This is a genomic window from Polaribacter sp. PL03 (assembly GCF_033875165.1).
Classification (GTDB): domain Bacteria; phylum Bacteroidota; class Bacteroidia; order Flavobacteriales; family Flavobacteriaceae; genus Polaribacter.
Window position 1 is genome coordinate 304,946 of the sequence record NZ_JAWZSV010000002.1, and the last position, 19,109, is coordinate 324,054.

At 26.7% G+C, this 19,109-nt stretch carries 22 protein-coding genes; 3 read left to right on the forward strand and 19 right to left on the reverse strand.

The genetic code is table 11. The features are described from left to right. Positions 1-14: 14 nt before the first annotated feature. The 13 genes from SHK09_RS04620 to SHK09_RS04680 all read right to left on the reverse strand — a co-directional run bounded on the left by SHK09_RS04620 (position 15) and on the right by SHK09_RS04680 (position 12,533). Positions 15-941 carry a glycosyltransferase family 2 protein gene (locus SHK09_RS04620; RefSeq protein WP_319809607.1) on the reverse strand — a complete coding sequence of 309 codons (927 nt, stop codon included), beginning with the start codon at positions 939-941 and terminating at the stop codon, positions 15-17. A gap of 7 nt (positions 942-948) precedes the next feature. Beyond that, positions 949-1,671, reverse strand: a complete 723-nt coding sequence (locus SHK09_RS04625; RefSeq protein WP_319809608.1) for a hypothetical protein — start codon at positions 1,669-1,671, stop codon at positions 949-951. A gap of 3 nt (positions 1,672-1,674) precedes the next feature. Continuing rightward, positions 1,675-2,700 (reverse strand): glycosyltransferase family 2 protein, encoded by a 1,026-nt coding sequence (locus SHK09_RS04630; protein ID WP_319809609.1) that lies wholly within the window; start codon positions 2,698-2,700, stop codon positions 1,675-1,677. 1 nt (position 2,701) lies between these two features. Next, a complete protein-coding gene (locus SHK09_RS04635; protein ID WP_319809610.1) occupies positions 2,702-3,628 on the reverse strand; it encodes a polysaccharide biosynthesis protein in 927 nt (308 codons plus the stop codon). Positions 3,629-3,631: 3 nt separating this feature from the next. Further along, positions 3,632-4,333, reverse strand: a complete 702-nt coding sequence (locus tag SHK09_RS04640) for an NAD-dependent epimerase/dehydratase family protein (RefSeq protein WP_319809611.1) — start codon at positions 4,331-4,333, stop codon at positions 3,632-3,634. A 7-nt stretch (positions 4,334-4,340) separates the two neighbouring features. After that, entirely contained in the window at positions 4,341-5,510 is a 1,170-nt protein-coding gene (locus SHK09_RS04645; RefSeq protein WP_319809612.1) for a glycosyltransferase, read from the reverse strand. A gap of 1 nt (position 5,511) precedes the next feature. Continuing rightward, positions 5,512-6,501, reverse strand: coding sequence for a glycosyltransferase family 2 protein (locus SHK09_RS04650; protein ID WP_319809613.1), 990 nt, complete (start codon positions 6,499-6,501; stop codon positions 5,512-5,514). A 60-nt stretch (positions 6,502-6,561) separates the two neighbouring features. Further along, positions 6,562-7,437, reverse strand: coding sequence for a glycosyltransferase family 2 protein (locus SHK09_RS04655; RefSeq protein WP_319809614.1), 876 nt, complete (start codon positions 7,435-7,437; stop codon positions 6,562-6,564). Continuing rightward, complete coding sequence (locus SHK09_RS04660) at positions 7,421-8,317, reverse strand: hypothetical protein (protein ID WP_319809615.1); 897 nt, start codon at positions 8,315-8,317, stop codon at positions 7,421-7,423. The genes SHK09_RS04655 and SHK09_RS04660 overlap by 17 nt, the downstream gene beginning before the upstream one ends. 77 nt (positions 8,318-8,394) lie before the next feature. Next, entirely contained in the window at positions 8,395-9,627 is a 1,233-nt protein-coding gene (locus SHK09_RS04665; protein ID WP_319809616.1) for a glycosyltransferase, read from the reverse strand. Continuing rightward, positions 9,624-10,373, reverse strand: coding sequence for a glycosyltransferase (locus SHK09_RS04670; protein WP_319809617.1), 750 nt, complete (start codon positions 10,371-10,373; stop codon positions 9,624-9,626). Before SHK09_RS04670 ends, SHK09_RS04665 begins: the two co-directional genes overlap by 4 nt. A gap of 1 nt (position 10,374) precedes the next feature. Next, the gene (locus SHK09_RS04675; RefSeq protein WP_319809618.1) at positions 10,375-11,658 is read right to left on the reverse strand and encodes an ABC transporter ATP-binding protein; all 1,284 of its coding nucleotides are present in this window, start codon (positions 11,656-11,658) and stop codon (positions 10,375-10,377) included. Between the two features lie 2 nt (positions 11,659-11,660). Continuing rightward, the gene (locus tag SHK09_RS04680) at positions 11,661-12,533 is read right to left on the reverse strand and encodes an ABC transporter permease (RefSeq protein WP_319809619.1); all 873 of its coding nucleotides are present in this window, start codon (positions 12,531-12,533) and stop codon (positions 11,661-11,663) included. Positions 12,534-12,679: 146 nt separating this feature from the next. Here SHK09_RS04680 and SHK09_RS04685 point away from each other — a divergent pair, with 146 nt between their 5' ends. Next, on the forward strand, positions 12,680-13,147 hold the full coding sequence (locus SHK09_RS04685) for a GNAT family N-acetyltransferase (RefSeq protein ID WP_319809620.1): 468 nt from the start codon (positions 12,680-12,682) through the stop codon (positions 13,145-13,147). Position 13,148: 1 nt separating this feature from the next. Here the strand turns inward: SHK09_RS04685 and aroQ are convergent, their stop codons facing one another. The 3 genes from aroQ to SHK09_RS04700 form a co-directional block, all read right to left on the reverse strand. Then, a complete protein-coding gene (aroQ, locus tag SHK09_RS04690; protein WP_319809621.1) occupies positions 13,149-13,562 on the reverse strand; it encodes a type II 3-dehydroquinate dehydratase in 414 nt (137 codons plus the stop codon). A 79-nt stretch (positions 13,563-13,641) separates the two neighbouring features. After that, entirely contained in the window at positions 13,642-14,142 is a 501-nt protein-coding gene (locus SHK09_RS04695; protein WP_319809622.1) for a hypothetical protein, read from the reverse strand. Between the two features lie 103 nt (positions 14,143-14,245). Further along, entirely contained in the window at positions 14,246-15,163 is a 918-nt protein-coding gene (locus tag SHK09_RS04700; protein ID WP_319809623.1) for a hypothetical protein, read from the reverse strand. A 48-nt stretch (positions 15,164-15,211) separates the two neighbouring features. Here SHK09_RS04700 and SHK09_RS04705 point away from each other — a divergent pair, with 48 nt between their 5' ends. Next, complete coding sequence (locus SHK09_RS04705; RefSeq protein ID WP_319809624.1) at positions 15,212-15,583, forward strand: TM2 domain-containing protein; 372 nt, start codon at positions 15,212-15,214, stop codon at positions 15,581-15,583. A 68-nt stretch (positions 15,584-15,651) separates the two neighbouring features. After that, positions 15,652-16,548 (forward strand): site-specific tyrosine recombinase XerD, encoded by an 897-nt coding sequence (xerD, locus tag SHK09_RS04710; RefSeq protein ID WP_319809625.1) that lies wholly within the window; start codon positions 15,652-15,654, stop codon positions 16,546-16,548. Positions 16,549-16,597: 49 nt separating this feature from the next. Here xerD and rny read toward each other — a convergent pair whose 3' ends face one another. The 3 genes from rny to SHK09_RS04725 all read right to left on the reverse strand — a co-directional run bounded on the left by rny (position 16,598) and on the right by SHK09_RS04725 (position 18,985). After that, a complete protein-coding gene (gene rny, locus SHK09_RS04715) occupies positions 16,598-18,163 on the reverse strand; it encodes a ribonuclease Y (RefSeq protein ID WP_319809626.1) in 1,566 nt (521 codons plus the stop codon). 227 nt (positions 18,164-18,390) lie between these two features. Next, positions 18,391-18,681 (reverse strand): cell division protein ZapA, encoded by a 291-nt coding sequence (locus tag SHK09_RS04720; RefSeq protein ID WP_319809627.1) that lies wholly within the window; start codon positions 18,679-18,681, stop codon positions 18,391-18,393. Positions 18,682-18,694: 13 nt separating this feature from the next. Then, a complete protein-coding gene (locus tag SHK09_RS04725; RefSeq protein ID WP_319809628.1) occupies positions 18,695-18,985 on the reverse strand; it encodes a hypothetical protein in 291 nt (96 codons plus the stop codon). Between the last annotated feature and the right edge of the window lie 124 nt (positions 18,986-19,109).

The window sequence follows — 19,109 nt, forward strand, 5'->3', positions numbered from 1 at the left end:
AACCTAAAAAAAATCTAATTTTTTAAAAGTATACTTCCCTTACCTAAAATTTTGAAGGATATTATTGCAATTAAAAATTTAAAAACTATTGTTAAATTTTTAATATTGAATACAAATAGTTTTTTCACAACAAAAAAATATTTTTTTAAAATTTCTTTTTCTTGATATAGTTGTGCATAATTACTTATTTGAAGTTTTAAAAAAGTTAATTTCACTTTATTTGAAATTCCATTATTTTCTAACAGTGCTATTCTTTTGTTTAACGAATTAAAAAATGATGAAATAACCTCTCTACTTGTTGAAACGGTAATTGATTCATTGTGTCTTCTATAATAAGTTAAGTAATGGTTTATTATATCTATAGTTGGTTGTTCCAATAACATTCTAGTATGAAAATCTCTATCTTGACCTTTAAATAAATCTTCATCAAATAAACTTTTATTTACTAAAAATTGTTTTTTCCACATACTATCTGGAAGATACCAACTAACTTCTAAAGTTAAAAAATCTTCAAGAATATTTTCACTTTTATTAGTTCTATGTTCTTTGTACACAATATTATCTATAGTGTCAACAAAAACTGATGTTTTAGAAATAACGGTATCAATATTTTCAGTAAAACTAGCAGACTTTAAAAAAATAAAATCTTGATGCATTATATCATCACTATCAAACCAATTTATATATTCTCCTTTACTTATTTCAAAACCATAATTTCTACAAGAGTTAGCCCCTTTTATTCTGTTATCAGGTCTTTTATATAATTTAAATCTAGGTTTATCTTTAATATAATTTTGTACTATCTTAAAAGTATTATCCGTAGAATGGTCATCTATTAAAAGGCATTCCCAATTACCATAGGACTGACTATCAATAGATTCTAAAGTTTCTATAATTAAGGTTTCTCTATTATAGACAGGTATTATTATCGAAACTAGCATACTATAATTACAATGAAGTTAAAAACTTATATTTTTCGGTTACAAAAATCATTAAACTTTTATTTCCTGAATATACTCTTTTATAAATTTTAATATTTTTTCTAATAAAGAGGTCTATCAAGTCTTCTGATGTTTGTTTTTCTCCAAACCTATTATAGTCATCTATTATAATTATAAACTCATCATTTTCATCAAAATTATTAGCAATATTTACGATATCGTATCTAGAAAAATATTTACTCCCAAAGGGACCATCTACTAGGTATAAATCATATTTTTTATCAATAACACTTTCTATATTCGAATAAGAATTTACAAAGTTCCCTTTAATATCTATCTGTACTAGCTCACAAATTTGAATTTCAGTGTTATTTGATATTTCAAATTGTTCTGTGAAATTTTCTTTCCAAACTACATCGTGTTCAATAATTTTATGATCAGAATTAATTAATAAATTATCTAAGTAACAAGATATAAACTTACTAGATTCTCCCAAACCAAATTCTAAAATAGAATTGGGTCTTACATCTTTTAGAATTCTATTTAAAATATAAAAAAAAGTATAGTTCCCTGCCCATCTACCAATATTTAAAGGTAATTTTTGAATAAAATCCACTCCTCGTATACTATCATGATATACATTTGCCCATTCGTTTTCTAAACTTTGTTGATGTATACTTCTTTGAAGTTTAATTAATTCTTTTGCAGTTCTAATAATTTTTTTTATCATATCTTATTTTATAAATAGGTTAGCTTCTTTATTGGATAAACCAAAACGGGATAGTAAAATTTTAAATACTTTATCGCTAAATATAATCCTTCCAAAAAAAATATTTTTTACATAAAATGAAAACTTACTAACTCTTTTAACCTTAAAATAAAATTCCTTCTCTTTTGGAATACTTTTTATATTTTCACTTAAGATTGTATTATACATAGGTACTATTGTATTACCCATATGATACACATAATTATCAAAAGTAGAAACTCTCCATAATCCACAATTAACTGAAGGAGTGTCAATAAACATACGTTCTCCGTGCGCCATTTTTTTTAGATGTGCTTGGAAGGTATATGGATCGAAAACATCAGTTTTAAAAGTGGCTACAAAATGCCCCGCACCAATAAATACTTTTGACTTACCTTTTTCTTGAAAGGTAACACCTTTTTTTAAGTGTATATCTTTATAGAAATTTAAGTTACCTATACTTTCTGCAAAATGTTTTAAAGCATCTGTATTTTCTATTTTACTAATTTTAATGTTTTTATTAAAAAAATTATCAAAAAAAATATTAGCCGTTAATTCTCTATAACCTTTAGAATAGGAAAAAGGACAAACCATACCAACTTTAGGGTAATCCATAAACACATTCTCTACAGCATCTTGCCAACCTGTTGTGAATAATACATCGGCATCTGCAAGCGTAACAAGAGGTTCTTTAACATTGTTTATTAATTTAAAAATCGAATTAATCTTACCAATACCAGAACTTACAATTAGTAATTCATCAATATTTTCAGTATTTAATTCTTCATTTAAATACTTATTAACTTCTATACAAGAACCGTTACTCACAACACTTATTTTAGCTTTTTGATGAATTGTAGTATACAACGATTTTAAGGATAATTTTAAAACTTCAAAAGAATCTTTAAAATAGCCTTCTAAATTCGGAATATATACAGGTATTACAATTCTATGATAAGCATCATCTGTTTCAACTTGTGTACCTCTTGCTGGGTGAACTCCTACTCTCATTTTATTTTTTAAAAAAATTATTTAATTTTAATTTTTTATATAAATCTGTTTTAGAAATCACTACACTTTCACTAGAAAATTCTTCAAATTTAATATTGCTATCGTTATGAACATCTTGATAATGCATCATATACATATTTGTTTCTCTATCTAAGTAAGTTCTTGGAACTTCTTCTTTGGCAATCATTATTTCGTGAATTTTTTCTGAAATTCTGGGCTTACCAATAGAATACTTTAACCCAAACTCTTCCTTATAAATTTCAAAAAGGTCTGAAACTTTAAAACTAGAGATGTTAGGAATTATATTATATCCCGTATGATTAAATGAGTTTTTAATTAATTCAATAGCTTCAGCTACATCTATCATAAAACGTGTCATATCTTTAGAATATAACTTTAACTCATAATTATTTTTTATTGAATCTAAAATTAATGGAATAATACTACCTGTAGAGTTTAAAACATTTCCATAAATTGCAGTTGTTAAATTAACATTTGATTCCTCTGCATTTACTATAAAAGCTTCGCCTCCAATAAATTTCATAGCACCATATAAAGTAGTTGCTGCTCTACTTTTATCTGACGAAATAAAACAAGCTGCTTTAAAGTTATTCTCTTCTGCTACTCTTCTAGAGTTTGTGGCTCCATTAATTATGGTTTTTATAGCGATGTCAACATTTTGATCTACAGCTTCTATTTGTTTTAATGAAGCAGCAAAAACACCATGATCATGTCCTTTTGCAGCTCTATTCATATGATCAAAATCTGCAACATCTCCAATAATACATTTAATTTTTGGAAATTGTTTCTTCAAAAAATAATGTTTTGCTTCATCTCTACTATAAACAGTAATATCAGCTTTATTGTAATACTCTTTAACAATTTCTTTTCCTAAGAAACCTGCTCCTCCTGTAATAAATAATTTCAAACGCTATAATTTATAATTTGTGTAGCTTATATAGGTATTATATAAATCTAATTCAAACTTTGATTTTAATTTTGGTATTCCACCGGTTGTTGTTATTTCTTTAAATTCTTTTAATAAGAAATAGACCTTATCAACAGAACTTTCAACGAATGGAATCTCTTTTTTCTGCAATTTACCAATAATTGATATTACATCTTCTACACAACAAAGATTTATTTTGTTCTGATTATAATTAACTAAAATATCATTTTGCAAATTGTAACAAAAACTAGCTATAAATGAAGTTCTATTTGGCTTAGCATACGTACCAAAAACATTAGGTAGTTTAAATGAAATAAACTCTTTATTAACTGTTTTACAATAGTTTAAAAAACTGATTTTAGCCTCCCTTTTAGATTGACCATAGAAAGTATCTAATTCTTCATGAATTGATGAAAGAAAAGCAACATTACATTTTATATTATTACTTTTTAATCCGTCTATTGTTGCTTTAGTTAAAGATTTGTTTAACTCAAGTACTTTTTCTGGTTTAGGGTTTCTATGTACAAATGCAGTATGAATTAACCAATCTAATTTATTGATTTTATCTAAATTAGCTAAATAATCTCTACCTAATTCTATAACTTCATATTTTAGAATATTTTTAAAATATAAAGTTAAATGCACACCTATAAATCCTTTTTCTCCTGTAATAGCTATTTTCATTTAAGTTTTATTTTTTATTTTTCAATAAATCACCTTCTATATTTTCATAAAAATCAATAACTTTTTTCTTATTTAAAATAGCATCTAATCTCTCATTCGCTATTTTAATATTCATTTTTTTTGCATTATTAAAATCAATTTTAGAATCCTTATTCAGGACTTTAAATATAATATTTTTTATATGTTCTACATCATTTGGCTCATTAATTAATAAACCGTTTATACCATGCTCTATAACTTCAGACGTTACATTTCCGGGGTTAGATTGAATAGGAAAAGCATTCATTACTAAAGCTTCTAAAAGTGTATTTGGCATACCATCTGATATACTATTTCCAATATAAATTTTAGATTTACCCATAAGTTTTAATGTTTCTATATGAGTCAAACTATCCTTTTCGATTACTTTAAAAGGAAACTTATTTATATTTACAAAATCGATCACCTTTTTATGAGCAGCAAAAACAACTACTTTATAATCATTTAAAAAATCATTTAATAAATGTAGTGCTTTTAACACATTTAATGCTCTGCCAAATGTGTGTTCATAACCCTTAACTAAAATTATTTTCCTTTCTTTTATAGGTTGCTTATATACTTCTAATAATTTTAAATCATACCCTGTTCCTCCTGGAATTACCCCACTAAAAGCTCCTTTAAAACCCATTTTTTTAGCAAGTAGATAATCTCTATTACAATCAGTATGTAGAATTTGAATACGTTTTAAAACCTTCTCGATTTTTTTCTTATGAATCTTAAAATTTTGATAATAAAATAAATCGCTTCCCCAACATGAATACGCCCAAGTTATTTTCGGGTATTTTAACATTGTTTCTAAAATAGGATAGCTACAGCTTTGCATCTCAAAACTATGCACTATATCTGGTTTTATATCTTTAATAGTTTTAGCTAGTTGTTCATCTATTGTTGTTTCTAGATATGATTGAATTTTAGTATATATTATTGGAACTTTTTTGCGTAAAAAATATTCTCCTCTTATATATTTTATTTTTCTCTTTTTCCAAGAAGTAATTTTTTTAATTTTTATATCATCACTAATCTCAATATTTCCACTATCTAATATATCAAACCAAAATAATTCATGCGGTTCGTCTTTTAAGTTTTCAATCCATCGAATAGCATGAATACTAGGTATAGAAACAAAAAGTATTTTCATATTATTTAATTAAAATTCTTTTTAAGAATTGAGTAAATTTATAAGAACCTTTTTTATTAAAAAAAAACTTGTTTAAATATATTAAAAAATGAAATATTGATAGTTCTTTTAACGACAGTTTACTATTAACATTTATTAAATCTAATGTTTTATAAACAGATTCTAAGTTTGATTCATTAGAAATATTATGCCTTAAAATAGTAAAAAAACGTAATAGTAACTTCTTTTTATTATTTATAACTTGAGAAGTATTTAGTATAGAAAAAAAAGTTTTACTATATTCAAAATAACTATTCAAAACATTTTGTTTTCCTTTACTACTTTGGTACTTACCCTCTTCTGTTCTATAATAAGAATCGGTAACATCAATAGCTAAATACCTAAAATTTAGAGCTAAAACACGAATATTAAACTCATCATCTTGAAAATTTTGAATATTCTCATTAAACCAAATTTTATTTTTAATTAAATTACTTTTAAAAATTGGGCGACACACGTTCCAAGGTAATTTACTAAAAACAAATTCCTCAATTGTTTCTTTATTTGTTAGGTTGATACATTTTCTATTATTATCTATAAAACAATCCAATTCATTTTTAAAATGCCCCATAGAAAATACCAAAAAATCATATTCTAAATACCTTTCAAAAGTACTAACACGATTTTCAATACAACTCTTAGCCATTAAATCATCACTGTCAAAAAAAATGATGAACTCTCCTTTTGAATTCTCAACGCCATAATTCCTACAAGCATTTGCTCCTTTTAATTTATTATTTGGTCTTTTTAAGAGTCTAAATCTATTATCTTTTTTTGTGAAATTATAAAATTCCGTATATTGATCTTCAGTACTTCCATCATCAATAACAATACATTCCCAATTTTGGTATGTTTGGTCTAAAATAGATTGCAATGTAATTTCAACAATGGAAGACCTATTAAAAACGGGTACTATTATTGAGACTAATTGAGCTTTAATTTTGTTCTTCATTGTTGTTTATTAGTGATCAAAAAATATGAAAACCTAATTAAAAATAAAAAAATTCTTCAGTTAATTTAAATCCTTTATTCTTTTATTTCTAAACAATTTTAATTGAAATTTTAAAACAATAGAATTGAAAACTTGAGCAATTTTTGAGTTTTCTAATTCAATTAAAATCTTAAACCTATTTAATTTTAGTAATTTAGTTTGTTTATGTAATCTATTGTAATCTTTTAAAAATAAAGGAAAATGTTTTTCTAGACTGGTTTTTCTTTCTTTTAATAATAAATTCTTATGAATAGGATCACTCGAAATTCCATCTAAACCATAATTAGCAATCGTTAAATTTAATTGTTTGTACGATTTATTAAATTTACATATTGCACAAATAAAGAATTCCCAATCTGACACTAATTTAAAATTTTCATTATAATAGAAAATATCTTCAAATAAAGATTTTCTAATAATCGCAGCTTGATGAGTTATCGTTTTTTCAAGAAAAAAATTAAAAGTCAATTTTTCAGGAAAAAAACGCAACTCTTCATGTTCATTATTATCAACAAGATTAACATTTCCGTAATAAATATCAACTTCATTAGTTATTTTTTTAGAAAGATTTTGAAGAATATTTTTATCAAACAAGGTGTCTCCACTATTCAAAAACAATAAATACTCACCATTAGACTGACTAATCCCTTTATTCATAGCGTTGTAAATACCCTTATCAGGTTCACTAATCCAAAAATTCATTTTACTTTCATTAGCTTCAATAAGTTCTTTACTCCCATCCGTTGAATTGCCATCAATAATAATATATTCATAATCATTGGATGTTTGCTCAAAAACACTTTCCATTGTTCTCTCAAGACCTACTTTATTGTTGTAGTTAACTGTAATAATTGTTAGTTTAAAATCCATTTGATAATAATTACCAATAACATCCATTCTCTACATTTTGAAAATTCTTTGGTTTTTCATTTAAATTAGGTCTTATCCAGTATTCATTAATAAAATTAGACAAATCATATTCTTGCTCCCATCGTTTTCCTAAAACACCAAATAATAATTGTGTAGCACCCCCCATATGAATGCTCTTTTTACCGATTCTTTTTATAAAGCTTGCCAAAGGAAACCCGTATGCTCCACAACCTATAATAGCAATATCAAATTCTAACCTAGAAATATCTTCCTTCATCTTTTCTAAAGCTTCAAACCAATCTTTATACTCCAAATTTTCATGATTACCTAAAAAGGACTGAACTGGCCTATAAGTAATTAATTTAAAATCTGGTAATACTTGTTTGTTTTTAAATAATAAGTCCTTCCTTTGATACTGAGAATTAATACTTTCATCAAAAGGATGTACAACTAAAATTACTTTACCTTTTAATGCATAACTCCATGGGTTCTTATGATTAAATGGCACTAAATCTTCTAAATGTACTTTTTTTACATTCTTAAGTTCTTTATTAAAATAATTTTCTTGAAATAACCAAGAACCTAAAATATCAACGTTTTTCATTTCTTTAATCATCAATTTAGAAAAATCTTCTAACTTTTTATCTAAAGTAGGAAAAAAGCCTGCATTATTACTCATGCTATGTTTAATATCTCCAGACCACTCAAAACTGTCAATATTACCTTTAATATATTTAACCTGTCTTACTATTAAATTTTTGTTTTTGTTTTTATAGGTGTGAATACAATTAAGCTCTGTACTTCCAAACCGACTTATCATACAAGGTTTTTCTGACATTAATATATCTTTTATTAGATCTGACGCTACTTGACCTGTATATTGTGGAGGTCTGTCATTAAAAAACATTTTTTTTTTAAATCCAAATAGTTTTTTATACAACCTCCTTAATAAGTTAATTCCTTTTTTAAAAAAAACGCTTGTTATCATTTAATATATAGCTTATTATAAATTTTTAAGTAAGCATCTGCTTGTTTTTTAAAACTAAAATTATCTTCTGCATATTTTCTAATATCCGAAGCATTATAATCAGTCTTATTTTTATAAAAATCTAGAATTCCTTCCCCTAAAGATTTACCATTAAAATTTTTAATTAAAATACCGTTTTTATTTAATTTTAGATGCTCTTTCATTCCTCCATTTGTAAAACTAATAATAGGCAAACCACAAGAAAATGCTTCTAACATAACATTTGGTAAATTATCTTCTCTACTAGGCAAAACAAATAAATCTGCAATAGAGTACCAATTTGCCATATCATGTTCATTATTTATATTTCCTAGTTTTAATACTTTTATATTTTCCATCTCAGGTAGCGTTCCATTTCCAATTACCAACACTGTAATAGAGATAATTTTCTTTAAAAAAAATAAAGATTCTATTAATAAATCAAAGCCTTTTCTTGGATTTTGTAAATTATCGGAAACAAAAAGCAGCACAAATTCATTAGAGGAAATAGAAGTCTTTTTACGCAACTCAACTTTATCTTTTATTTTAAAAATATTTAAATCAACTGAATTTGAAATACATTTTATAGAAAAACTATTTAAATTTCTTGAAGCGTATTCTTGCATCCAATTTGAAGGTGCTATATAAACACCATTATTAATTAAGTTTAATTTTTCTCCTTTAAAGCGTTTAATTTCTTTATCAAAACTTCCTATTATATGTTTATTCCTATTTTCATCGTCTCTATAATGAAATACACCCTGAAAAGGATTCATATCATGTAAAGTCCATATAATTGGTTTTTTACAATTTTTAAAAAAAGAAGGGTAATCTAATATTCCACTAACCCAATGAAGATTGATAATATCTGCTTCTTTAACTAAAGGATGATTGTGAAGTTGATAGTTACTAAAAGGTAATGTAGCAATTTCACAACTTAATTCACTTTTAAGTATTTTAATTTTTTTAGTTTGTTTAAATTTATATGAAGGAATTATTACAGATCTAATTTTACTAAGTATTCTTTTAAAAATAGTTTTTCTTTTGTAAGTAAAATAACTATTATCAATAACTTCGTTATCAAAATTAACAGTTAAATCAATTGATAAAAAACCAGATTTAACATTACTATCTTGTAAAGATTTATGAAGCCTTAAAGCAGCTATACCTGCTCCTCCATTAATTGATGTCGTTATTTGTAAAACTTTCATGACTTCTTTTTTAACCAAAGATAAATTTGACGGGCAAACCCTCTTCCGTAACGAATAAAATAAGTTCTTGAATATCCATAAAAAAAATAGTCAATAATTACTTTTCTTAAACTTGATATAAAATACGAAATACCCTCTAAAGAGTCTTCCTTCCAACTATGGTTCCATAAATGCACTCCAATAGTATTTTTTGTTATATAGTCTTCGTAATCGTAATCCTTTTTTTCATATGGTAGAGGATAAAAATAGTCAGCATCAAATATTTTATCTTTTTCTATTAAATTTTCAATAGTAATTATCTCCTTAAATACATGAGTAATTACAGGTAGTGAAAATTCATTAAACTCTGTTTCATCGTAAAAAGATACCATTTTTTTTATTAAATGATGTTTTGGTACAGCTCCAAATAAAGCAAAATTAGGTCGATTATTAACTTCAAAACCAGTAAAAAAATTATTACATAATAATTTCTCAATAGACATTAATAGTAACATATCTGTATCCAAATAGATACCTCCTAATTCATATAATATTTGAACTCTAATACAATCCGAAGCAAAAGCATATTTTTTTTTTCGAAGAGCATCTTTAAAAAATTTATTTTGATAAGGTTTACTATTCTTCTCATTCCATTCAATAATTTCAAAATCTGGACAGAATTTCTCCCAAGACTTAATACAACCTTCTATAAGTTCTGATTTAGGGTTGCGACCAAACCAGCAATAATGAATAATTTTAGGAATCATATTATTGCTTAAACTTAATATTTTTGTGTACTATTTGATTATATTTTACTTCTAATGGTCTTCCTGAATTAAAAACATCTGTTGATAATACTTCAATAGAAAATACATTTTCTAAAATTTCATAATCTCCAGAGGCATCACCAAAATATAGGTTAAAAAAATACACTCCGTTTTTATATATAGGAAAATTTTCTATTGTTAAGGTAATTTCAGATTCACCTTCATTTATATTTAAAGTTTGGCCTATATGAATATTATTAAACCTCATTAATGAATCTTCTCTATCATTATAGATGCCAATTCCAAATTCTGGCCCAAATAACCTTATATGGGATATTACAGAAGCTTTTATCTTAAAAACCGATCCTGATTTTATAATACTTGTTTTATCTCCATTACAATACAATTCAATATTTTGTATTCCAAATTTCTTTTCTTTTTTTATATCTAGATTAAAAGAGCCTAAAATATTCTGAAGTATTTGTTTTTTTTCATTTTTTAAATAAAACTCTATTACTTCCTCTGTTTTACCTTCCAAAACAACATTTCCATTAACTAATAATATCGATCTTGTGCACAAATTCTCTACAGCAGCCATATTATGACTCACAAACAGAACAGTTCTACCATCTTTTCCAGAAATATCTTGCATTTTACCAATGGCTTTTTTCTGAAACTCTGCATCTCCTACCGCTAAAACTTCATCTATAACCAAAATATCTGGTTCTAAATGTGCTGCAACAGCAAAAGCCAGACGTACTTTCATTCCGCTAGAATAACGCTTTACAGGTGTATCTATATAACGTTCACAGCCAGAGAAAGTAACAATTTCATCTAATTTAGATGCAATCTCTTTTTTAGTCATTCCCAGAATAGCACCATTTAAAAAAACATTTTCTTTACCTGTCATTTCTGGGTGAAACCCAGTACCAACTTCTAATAAAGATGCTATTCTACCTTTAGATTTAATAGAACCAGTTGTTGGACCAGTAACTTTAGATAGTATTTTTAAAAGTGTAGACTTTCCTGCTCCGTTCTTTCCAATAATACCAAGAACTTCACCTCTTTTTACTTCAAAATTTATATCTTTTAAAGCCCAAACATATTCAGATGCTCCTTTTGAAGCTCTGTTATTTGTTTCACCAATTTTTAAATACGGGTCTTCTTTACCTCTTATTTTTGCCAAAAACCGATTAAAATCATGGTTAATAGTACCTGTACCAACAGTTCCTAAACGGTATTGTTTAGATATATTCTCTACTTTTAAAATAACATCATCACTCATATCTATATCGTATCTATAAAAGTTTTTTCTGTTTTATTAAAAACTAATAACCCTAAAAAGAAAATTATTATTGTAAATATAGCCGTGTATACAATTCCAAAAACGGAATAGGTTCCATCATTAAGTAACATAAACCTTCCAAATTCTATTAAATGTGCTATTGGATTAAAGTCTACAATCCAAGAAAAATCTCTTTCCCCTAAAACTCCTTTAAGTTTTTCTCTCATTAAGCTTAAAGGAAACATTACCGCAGATAAATACATTAGTAATTGTACACCAAAACCAACTAAAAAGGTTAAATCTCTATATTTGGTAACCATAGAAGAAATGATCATTCCTAAACCTAACCCCATCATTCCCATTGCTAAAATTAACAAAGGAAAAAATAGTATAAATTTATTAGGTAAAATATTGTAATCGTTAAAGTAATAATATAAATAAAAGCATATAAAAATAAATATTTGAATTCCGAATTTTAATAAATTAGAAACAACTATCGACATCGGCATTATAACTCTCGGAAAATATACTTTTCCAAAAATAGCTTCGTTCTTTTTAAAAGTGTCTGATGTTGCTGTTAGGCATTCTTTAAAATAATTCCAAATAGTTACACCTGCTAAATTGAATAAAAAAGGAGGTACAGAACCAGTAGATATTCCTGCTATATTATTAAAAACTAAAGTAAAAATTATAGAAGTAAATAATGGTTGTATTAAATACCATAAAGGTCCTAAAACAGTTTGCTTATAAAGAGTTACAACATCTCGCTTTACAAAAAGCATCAGTAAATCTCTGTATTCCCAAACTTCTTTTAAGTTTAAATCGAATAAATTATTTTTTGGCGTTATTTCAAAAAGCCACTTATCTTTCTGCATATATCTTTTTAATAGAGCAACAACAAATATAATTTATTTAAATAGATTTCTTGTTAAGTTTCGTTGAAACGTATTATTTTTACGATTACAAGTAACTCTCTATCTAATTAAACTAATTATTTTTTTAATATAATCTTATTTATCCTTTGAAAAAAACAACTATCCATATTATACCTTTTAACAAAAAGTATTCTAAAGATTTTTACAGACTAAATGTAGAATGGCTAGAAAAATATTTTTACGTAGAACCGTATGATGAAAAAGTATTAAGTAATCCTAAAGAATACATTATTGATAATGGAGGTTTTATATTTTTTGTAAAGAGTAATGATAAAATTATAGGAACAGCAGCAATTATTAATCAAGGTACCTTTTTCGAATTGAGTAAAATGGCTATTTCGCCAGATTATCATGGTTTAAAAATAGGACAACAATTAATAGATTATTGTCTAAATTTTGCAAAAGAACAACAATGGAAAAGTATTACACTTTACAGTCATAGGAAATTAGCTCCTGCAATAAACTTATATAAGAAAGTTGGTTTTATAGAAATTCCTGTTGAAGAAAATTCACATTATGAACGTGCTAATATAAAAATGATTTTAACCTTTTAGTTTATAAAAAACTCTGTATCGCTAAATCATAACCTTTTAACCCAAAACCAAATATAACTCCGCTAGCATTTGGCGACACATAACTGTGCTGTCTAAACTCTTCACGAGCATGAATATTAGAAATATGAACTTCAATAACGGGTTTTTCGATTCCTTTAATAGCATCTCCTATTGCTACAGAAGTATGTGTATAAGCAGCTGCGTTTAAAACAATACCATCAAAACTAAAACCAACTTCATGTAGTTTATCTATAATTTCTCCTTCTATATTAGATTGAAAATAAGAAATCTCTACATTTTTAAATTTCAATTGCAATTCTCTATAATAATCTTCAAAAGTTTTAGAACCATAAATTTCTGGTTCTCTCTTTCCTAAAAGATTTAAGTTGGGTCCGTTAATTATTATAATTTTCATGTTTCAAAAATACATTTTTTTATACAAAAAAACGGAAGCTTAAAGCTTCCGTTTTTAATATGTAAATTATTTGATAATATTAAATACCAAACATAACTCCTAAACTTACATTATTAACATCTATACCGTCATTTGTAATACCAGAATAAGAGATGTTTAATTGTGTTGTGCTACCTATTTTGTAACCAACTACAGGTCTGTAATAGAAACCACCATCTAAACCGTCGCTTAAACCTAATGCATAACCAACATTTGCTCCAACCACAAATTTATCTGAAACATTAAATCTTGCAGCACCAGAAATTGGTAAAAAAGAAGCATCTGGAGTCTCTATAGATGTAGCTCCAAAATCTACATCTTTACCAAAAAAATGAGAATATTGTACAGATGGTCCTAAGGTAAAACCAGCAGCTACAGGAAACATATAATTTAACTCTGCTCCTAATGTTAATCCGTAAAAGTCATTTGCATCACCAGTTGGTATCCCTACATTTAATCCTCCATTTAAAACACCTTGTTGTGCATTTACTGTTCCTAAACTTGCAATTGCTAAAAACGCAATAAAAAATACTTTTTTCATAATTATAGTTTTTGATTATATTTAAATTCTTCAACAAATTTAGCCTTGTTATGGCTGTAAATTGCGCTCTATTAATTTAAAAATTAACTCAAATGAAAAGTGATTATTTTTGCTCTTTTTTAACTTTTAATCGTACCACATTGATAGTGGCCTCCTTACCTTCCTCTAAATCTGCAATAACCTCATATTGTCTTCTAAAGTCGTATAATTTTAATTTTGTAGTATTTGTTTTTAGTTTACCAGAATTAATTGTTTTTACCGTTAGCAGGTTTTTTTCATTATTTAAATGAACTATTATAGTCTTCTTTTTCTTCGTTACAGTAAAGTTTTCTAAAATTGGAACATCATTATTTAAAATGGTTATAATATCTCCATCTTCTATACCATAATCCCAAATTTCCATTTTCATTTTATCTGTATACACAAAAACAGAAACCTTCTCTCCTGATTTTATTTTAGTTTCGCTAAACTTTTTTAAATATGTATCTGGGTTAATTTCTGCTTTCACAATACTATCAACCTTTGTTATTTTTTCAATTTGCTCTACTTTCTTATATAGTTTTTTAATCTTCTTTTCTACAAATTTTGTGCTTACCAATTTTACCTTACCAGTAGCACAAGTATCTCTATCATTATAAATACCTATAAAATTACCTTCTAACAGCTTTTTTTTGGTGTTTCCTTTAAACCGCCCTTTAAAACTCACAAAACAGAATTCGTCTGGCAAAAACGTAGATTTGGTGTATAAAATATCGCTTTCTTTAAATTGAATTTCTTTGTTCTTCGGATTATAATAACCTCTTATATACGATTTTGTTTCATTTTCACCAGAAAGATCTGTATAAGAATATCCTTCAATAAAACCACTATCATTAGAGTTAAACACAATTTTGTATGAAATTAATTGATTAGAGTCTAAAACTAAGGCACCAAGTAACTCATAATCAAACTTTTTAGATTCCTGACAAAACAGGCTCGTAAAACTTAATAAACTAACAAATATTAAAATACTTTTATTCATAGAAATCATATATATTTGAAGCAAATAACTTAAAAAAAACCAAACATTATGAAAAAATCATTAACTATTTACACTTTATTATTTGCTTTCTTTGCTTTCTCTTTTAATACACAAGCTTCTTTTCCTGTAAAAAAGAATAAAGAAATTGTAGAAGTTATAAAAGATAATAAAATTGAAAAGAAAGAAGTAACTAGTTTTGCTGCAGTTGCAAGTTCTGGAAAAAGCCAAGTTGTAGCTTTAGTTTTATCTGTATTTTTAGGTGGTTTAGGTATCGATCGTTTTTATCTAGGTTATAATTTACTTGGTGTTCTTAAATTAATAACATTAGGAGGATTTGGTATCTGGTATATTATTGATATTATTTTAATAGTTACAGGAGATTTGCAACCAAAAAACGGAAGCTACTCTAAAACTTTATAAAAAATATTTTTTTTGAATTTTAAAAACCATCCTGTTAGGATGGTTTTTTTATTTAGTAAATTTACCCAATGAAATGGCAAAATGCAATTATAGATTACCAAATGTATTTAAAGATAGAAAGAGGTCTTTCTAAAAATACGATTGATAGTTATTCCAAAGATTTAGAGAAACTCTGTCTTTTTTTAAATGATAGTGAAATTAGCGTCTCTCCTATTGCTATCGATGGTGTTATTGTAAAGCAATTTATTTATGATGTTGCCAAAAAGGTAAACCCAAGAAGTCAAGCAAGAATAATTTCTGGTTTGCGTAGTTTTTTTGATTATTTGGTTTTTGAAGATTATAGAAACACAAACCCTACAGATTTATTAGAAACCCCTAAAATTGGTAGAAAATTACCAGATACTTTAAGTCAAGATGAAATTGATGCCTTAATTTCTGCCATCGATTTAAGTCATTCTCAAGGCGAAAGAAATAGAACCATACTAGAGGTTATTTACAGTTGCGGTTTACGTGTTAGTGAAGCAATAACTTTAAAAATATCTGATTTATTTTTTGAAGAAGGATTTATACGAGTTCTAGGAAAAGGAAATAAAGAACGTTATGTTCCTATTCATTCAGAAGCACAGAAATACATTTTAATTTATCAGAAAGAAATAAGAAGTCATATTCAACCAAAAAAAGGATTTGAAGATACTCTTTTCTTAAACAGAAGAGGAAAATGCTTAACGCGTCAAATGATATTTATGATTCTAAAAGACTTAGCTTTTAAAATCGATTTAAAGAAAAAAATAAGTCCGCATACTTTAAGGCATTCTTTTGCAACACACTTATTACAAAACGGTGCAGATTTAAGAGCGATACAGCAAATGTTAGGTCATGAAAGCATCACTACAACAGAAGTTTATGTTCATGTAGATAAAACCTATTTAAAAGAAGTTGTAGAAACTTTTCATCCTAGAAAATAAAAAATCCCGCTAAAAGCGGGATTCTATATTTGTAAAAATAATATTTTAATTATTTGGCAACATTTACAGCTCTTGTTTCTCTAATTACTGTAACTTTTACTTGACCAGGATATGTCATATCATTTTGTATTTTCTGAGAAATACTAAAAGATAATTCAGACGCTTTTGCATCATTTACCTTTGTACTTTCTACCATAACACGTAATTCTCTACCAGCTTGAATAGCGTAGGCTTTCTGAACTCCTGTAAAACCAAAAGCAATATCTTCTAAATCTTTTAAACGTTGTATGTAAGAATCTAAAACTTGTCTTCTTGCACCTGGTCTTGCTCCTGAAATAGCATCACAAACTTGTACAATTGGCGATATTAAAGATTTCATTTCTATCTCATCATGATGCGCTCCAATGGCATTACAAACATCTGGTTTCTCACCATATTTTTCTGCCCACTGCATTCCTAATAAAGCATGCGGTAATTCGCTTTCTTCATTTGGTACCTTACCAATATCATGCAATAAACCTGCACGTTTTGCTACTTTAGAATTTAAACCCATTTCTGCAGCCATAATTCCACACAAGTTAGAAACTTCTCTAGAGTGTTGCAGTAGATTCTGTCCATAAGAAGATCTATACTTCATTCTACCAACTGCTTTTATTAATTCTGGGTGTAAACCATGAATTCCTAAATCGATAACAGTTCTTTTACCAACTTCTATAATTTCTTGAGTAATTTGTTTTTCTGTTTTACTTACTACTTCTTCAATTCTTGCAGGATGTATTCTACCATCTGTAACTAATTTATGAAGTGATAAGCGTGCAATCTCTCTTCTAATAGGATCGAAACAAGAAAGAATAATTGCGTCTGGAGTATCATCTACAATAATTTCTACACCAGTAGCAGCTTCAATAGCTCTAATGTTACGCCCTTCTCTACCAATAATTCTACCTTTAACATCGTCTGACTCTAAGTTAAATACAGAAACACAGTTTTCTACTGCTTGTTCTACACCTACTCTTTGTATAGTACCTAAAACTACTTTTCTAGCCTCTTGTTCTGCTGTTAATTTAGCTTCTTCTACAGAAGTTTGAATAAAAGCCATTGCTTCTGTCTTTGCTTCATCTTTTAACGAAGAAACCAATTCTTTTTTAGCTTCATCTGCAGAAAGACCAGAGATTTGCTCTAACATATCTACATGACGCTTGTGCATTTTCTCTAGCTCTTCTTCTTTTTTCTCAAGAAAATCTAGTTTATGGTTAAAGTCTTTGTCTTTTTGTTCTACAGAACGATTTAGTTTTTTATTCTTATCAACTTCAGAAGCTACTTGAGATTCTCTGTCTCTAATACGTTTTTCAACGTCAGAAATTTTCTTTTCTCTGCTAAGAATTACTTTTTCGTGCTCAGATTTAAGTTCAATGAACTTTTCTTTCGCTTGTAAAATTTTATCTTTTTTTATTGCATCTGCATCAATTTTAGCTTCTTTAATAATAGAAGAGGCTTCTTTTCTTGTAGAGTTTAATAATTTTTTCCCTTTAGATTTTTCAATCGCTTTTGCAATGATAAAACCAATTGCAATTCCTATAATTCCCACTATAATGGGAAGTAACATTCCGTCCATAATTTAAATTTAATATATAAAAAAAGCCTACGATAGTTTGGTTTTTTAAACTCCATTATGGTTATTTATAGGACTAACTAACTGTTCAAGGATCCACTTGTTACTAATAATTTAGTAGCTATGGCTTGCTTTAGTAGTTAAGACTCATCCTTCATAATTGAATCGTGTTGAGTTTAATAAACAATTTACTAACGTAGGCAGTGTGTTGTTAATGTATTTTAAAGAACTTACTTTAAATGAGTATCTAACAAATTTGTTAACTCCTTTAATTTATTTATAGTTTCAATATTTTCAGAACCTTTTTCTAATGTAGATATTTCTAATTTAGAAGCAAATTGTAATGCACACATAGCTAAAACATCTTGTTTATCGCTTACTGCATAATTTTGCTCATACTTAGAAATTAAATTATTAATAGCATTTGCAGCTTTACGCATACCTTCTTCCTCTTTAGTGTTATTCACACTTACAGGATAAGTTCTACCAGCAATAACTATATTAATTTTTAATTTTTCCACAATTTAAAGAACTTTATTCTTGTAACTGAATAATACATTTATCAATTTCTCGAATTAATGTATTTATTTTGAGTTTTGTATCTCTTGTATTTGTTCCACTGCCATCAATAGCTTTTGCAACTTTTAATAAATCAAATTCTTTCTTCTGATTTACTATTGTTTGCTCTTGTTCTAAAATTTTTTGTTGAAAATTAGTAGTACTTTGAAGCAAAATTTCATTTTCTTTTTTCAAAAATTCATAATTAGAGAGTAGGCTTTGTAACCTATCTTCCAGTAAATGAATTGCTTCTAAGGTATTACTCATAAAATTATTAGAATAAAACTATACAGACAAAGTTAGCGTTCTGTTTTAAATATTACAACATTTAATTGATATTTTAATAATATACTGACACTAAACCTATTACGAAAAAGATGATTTTTACTAC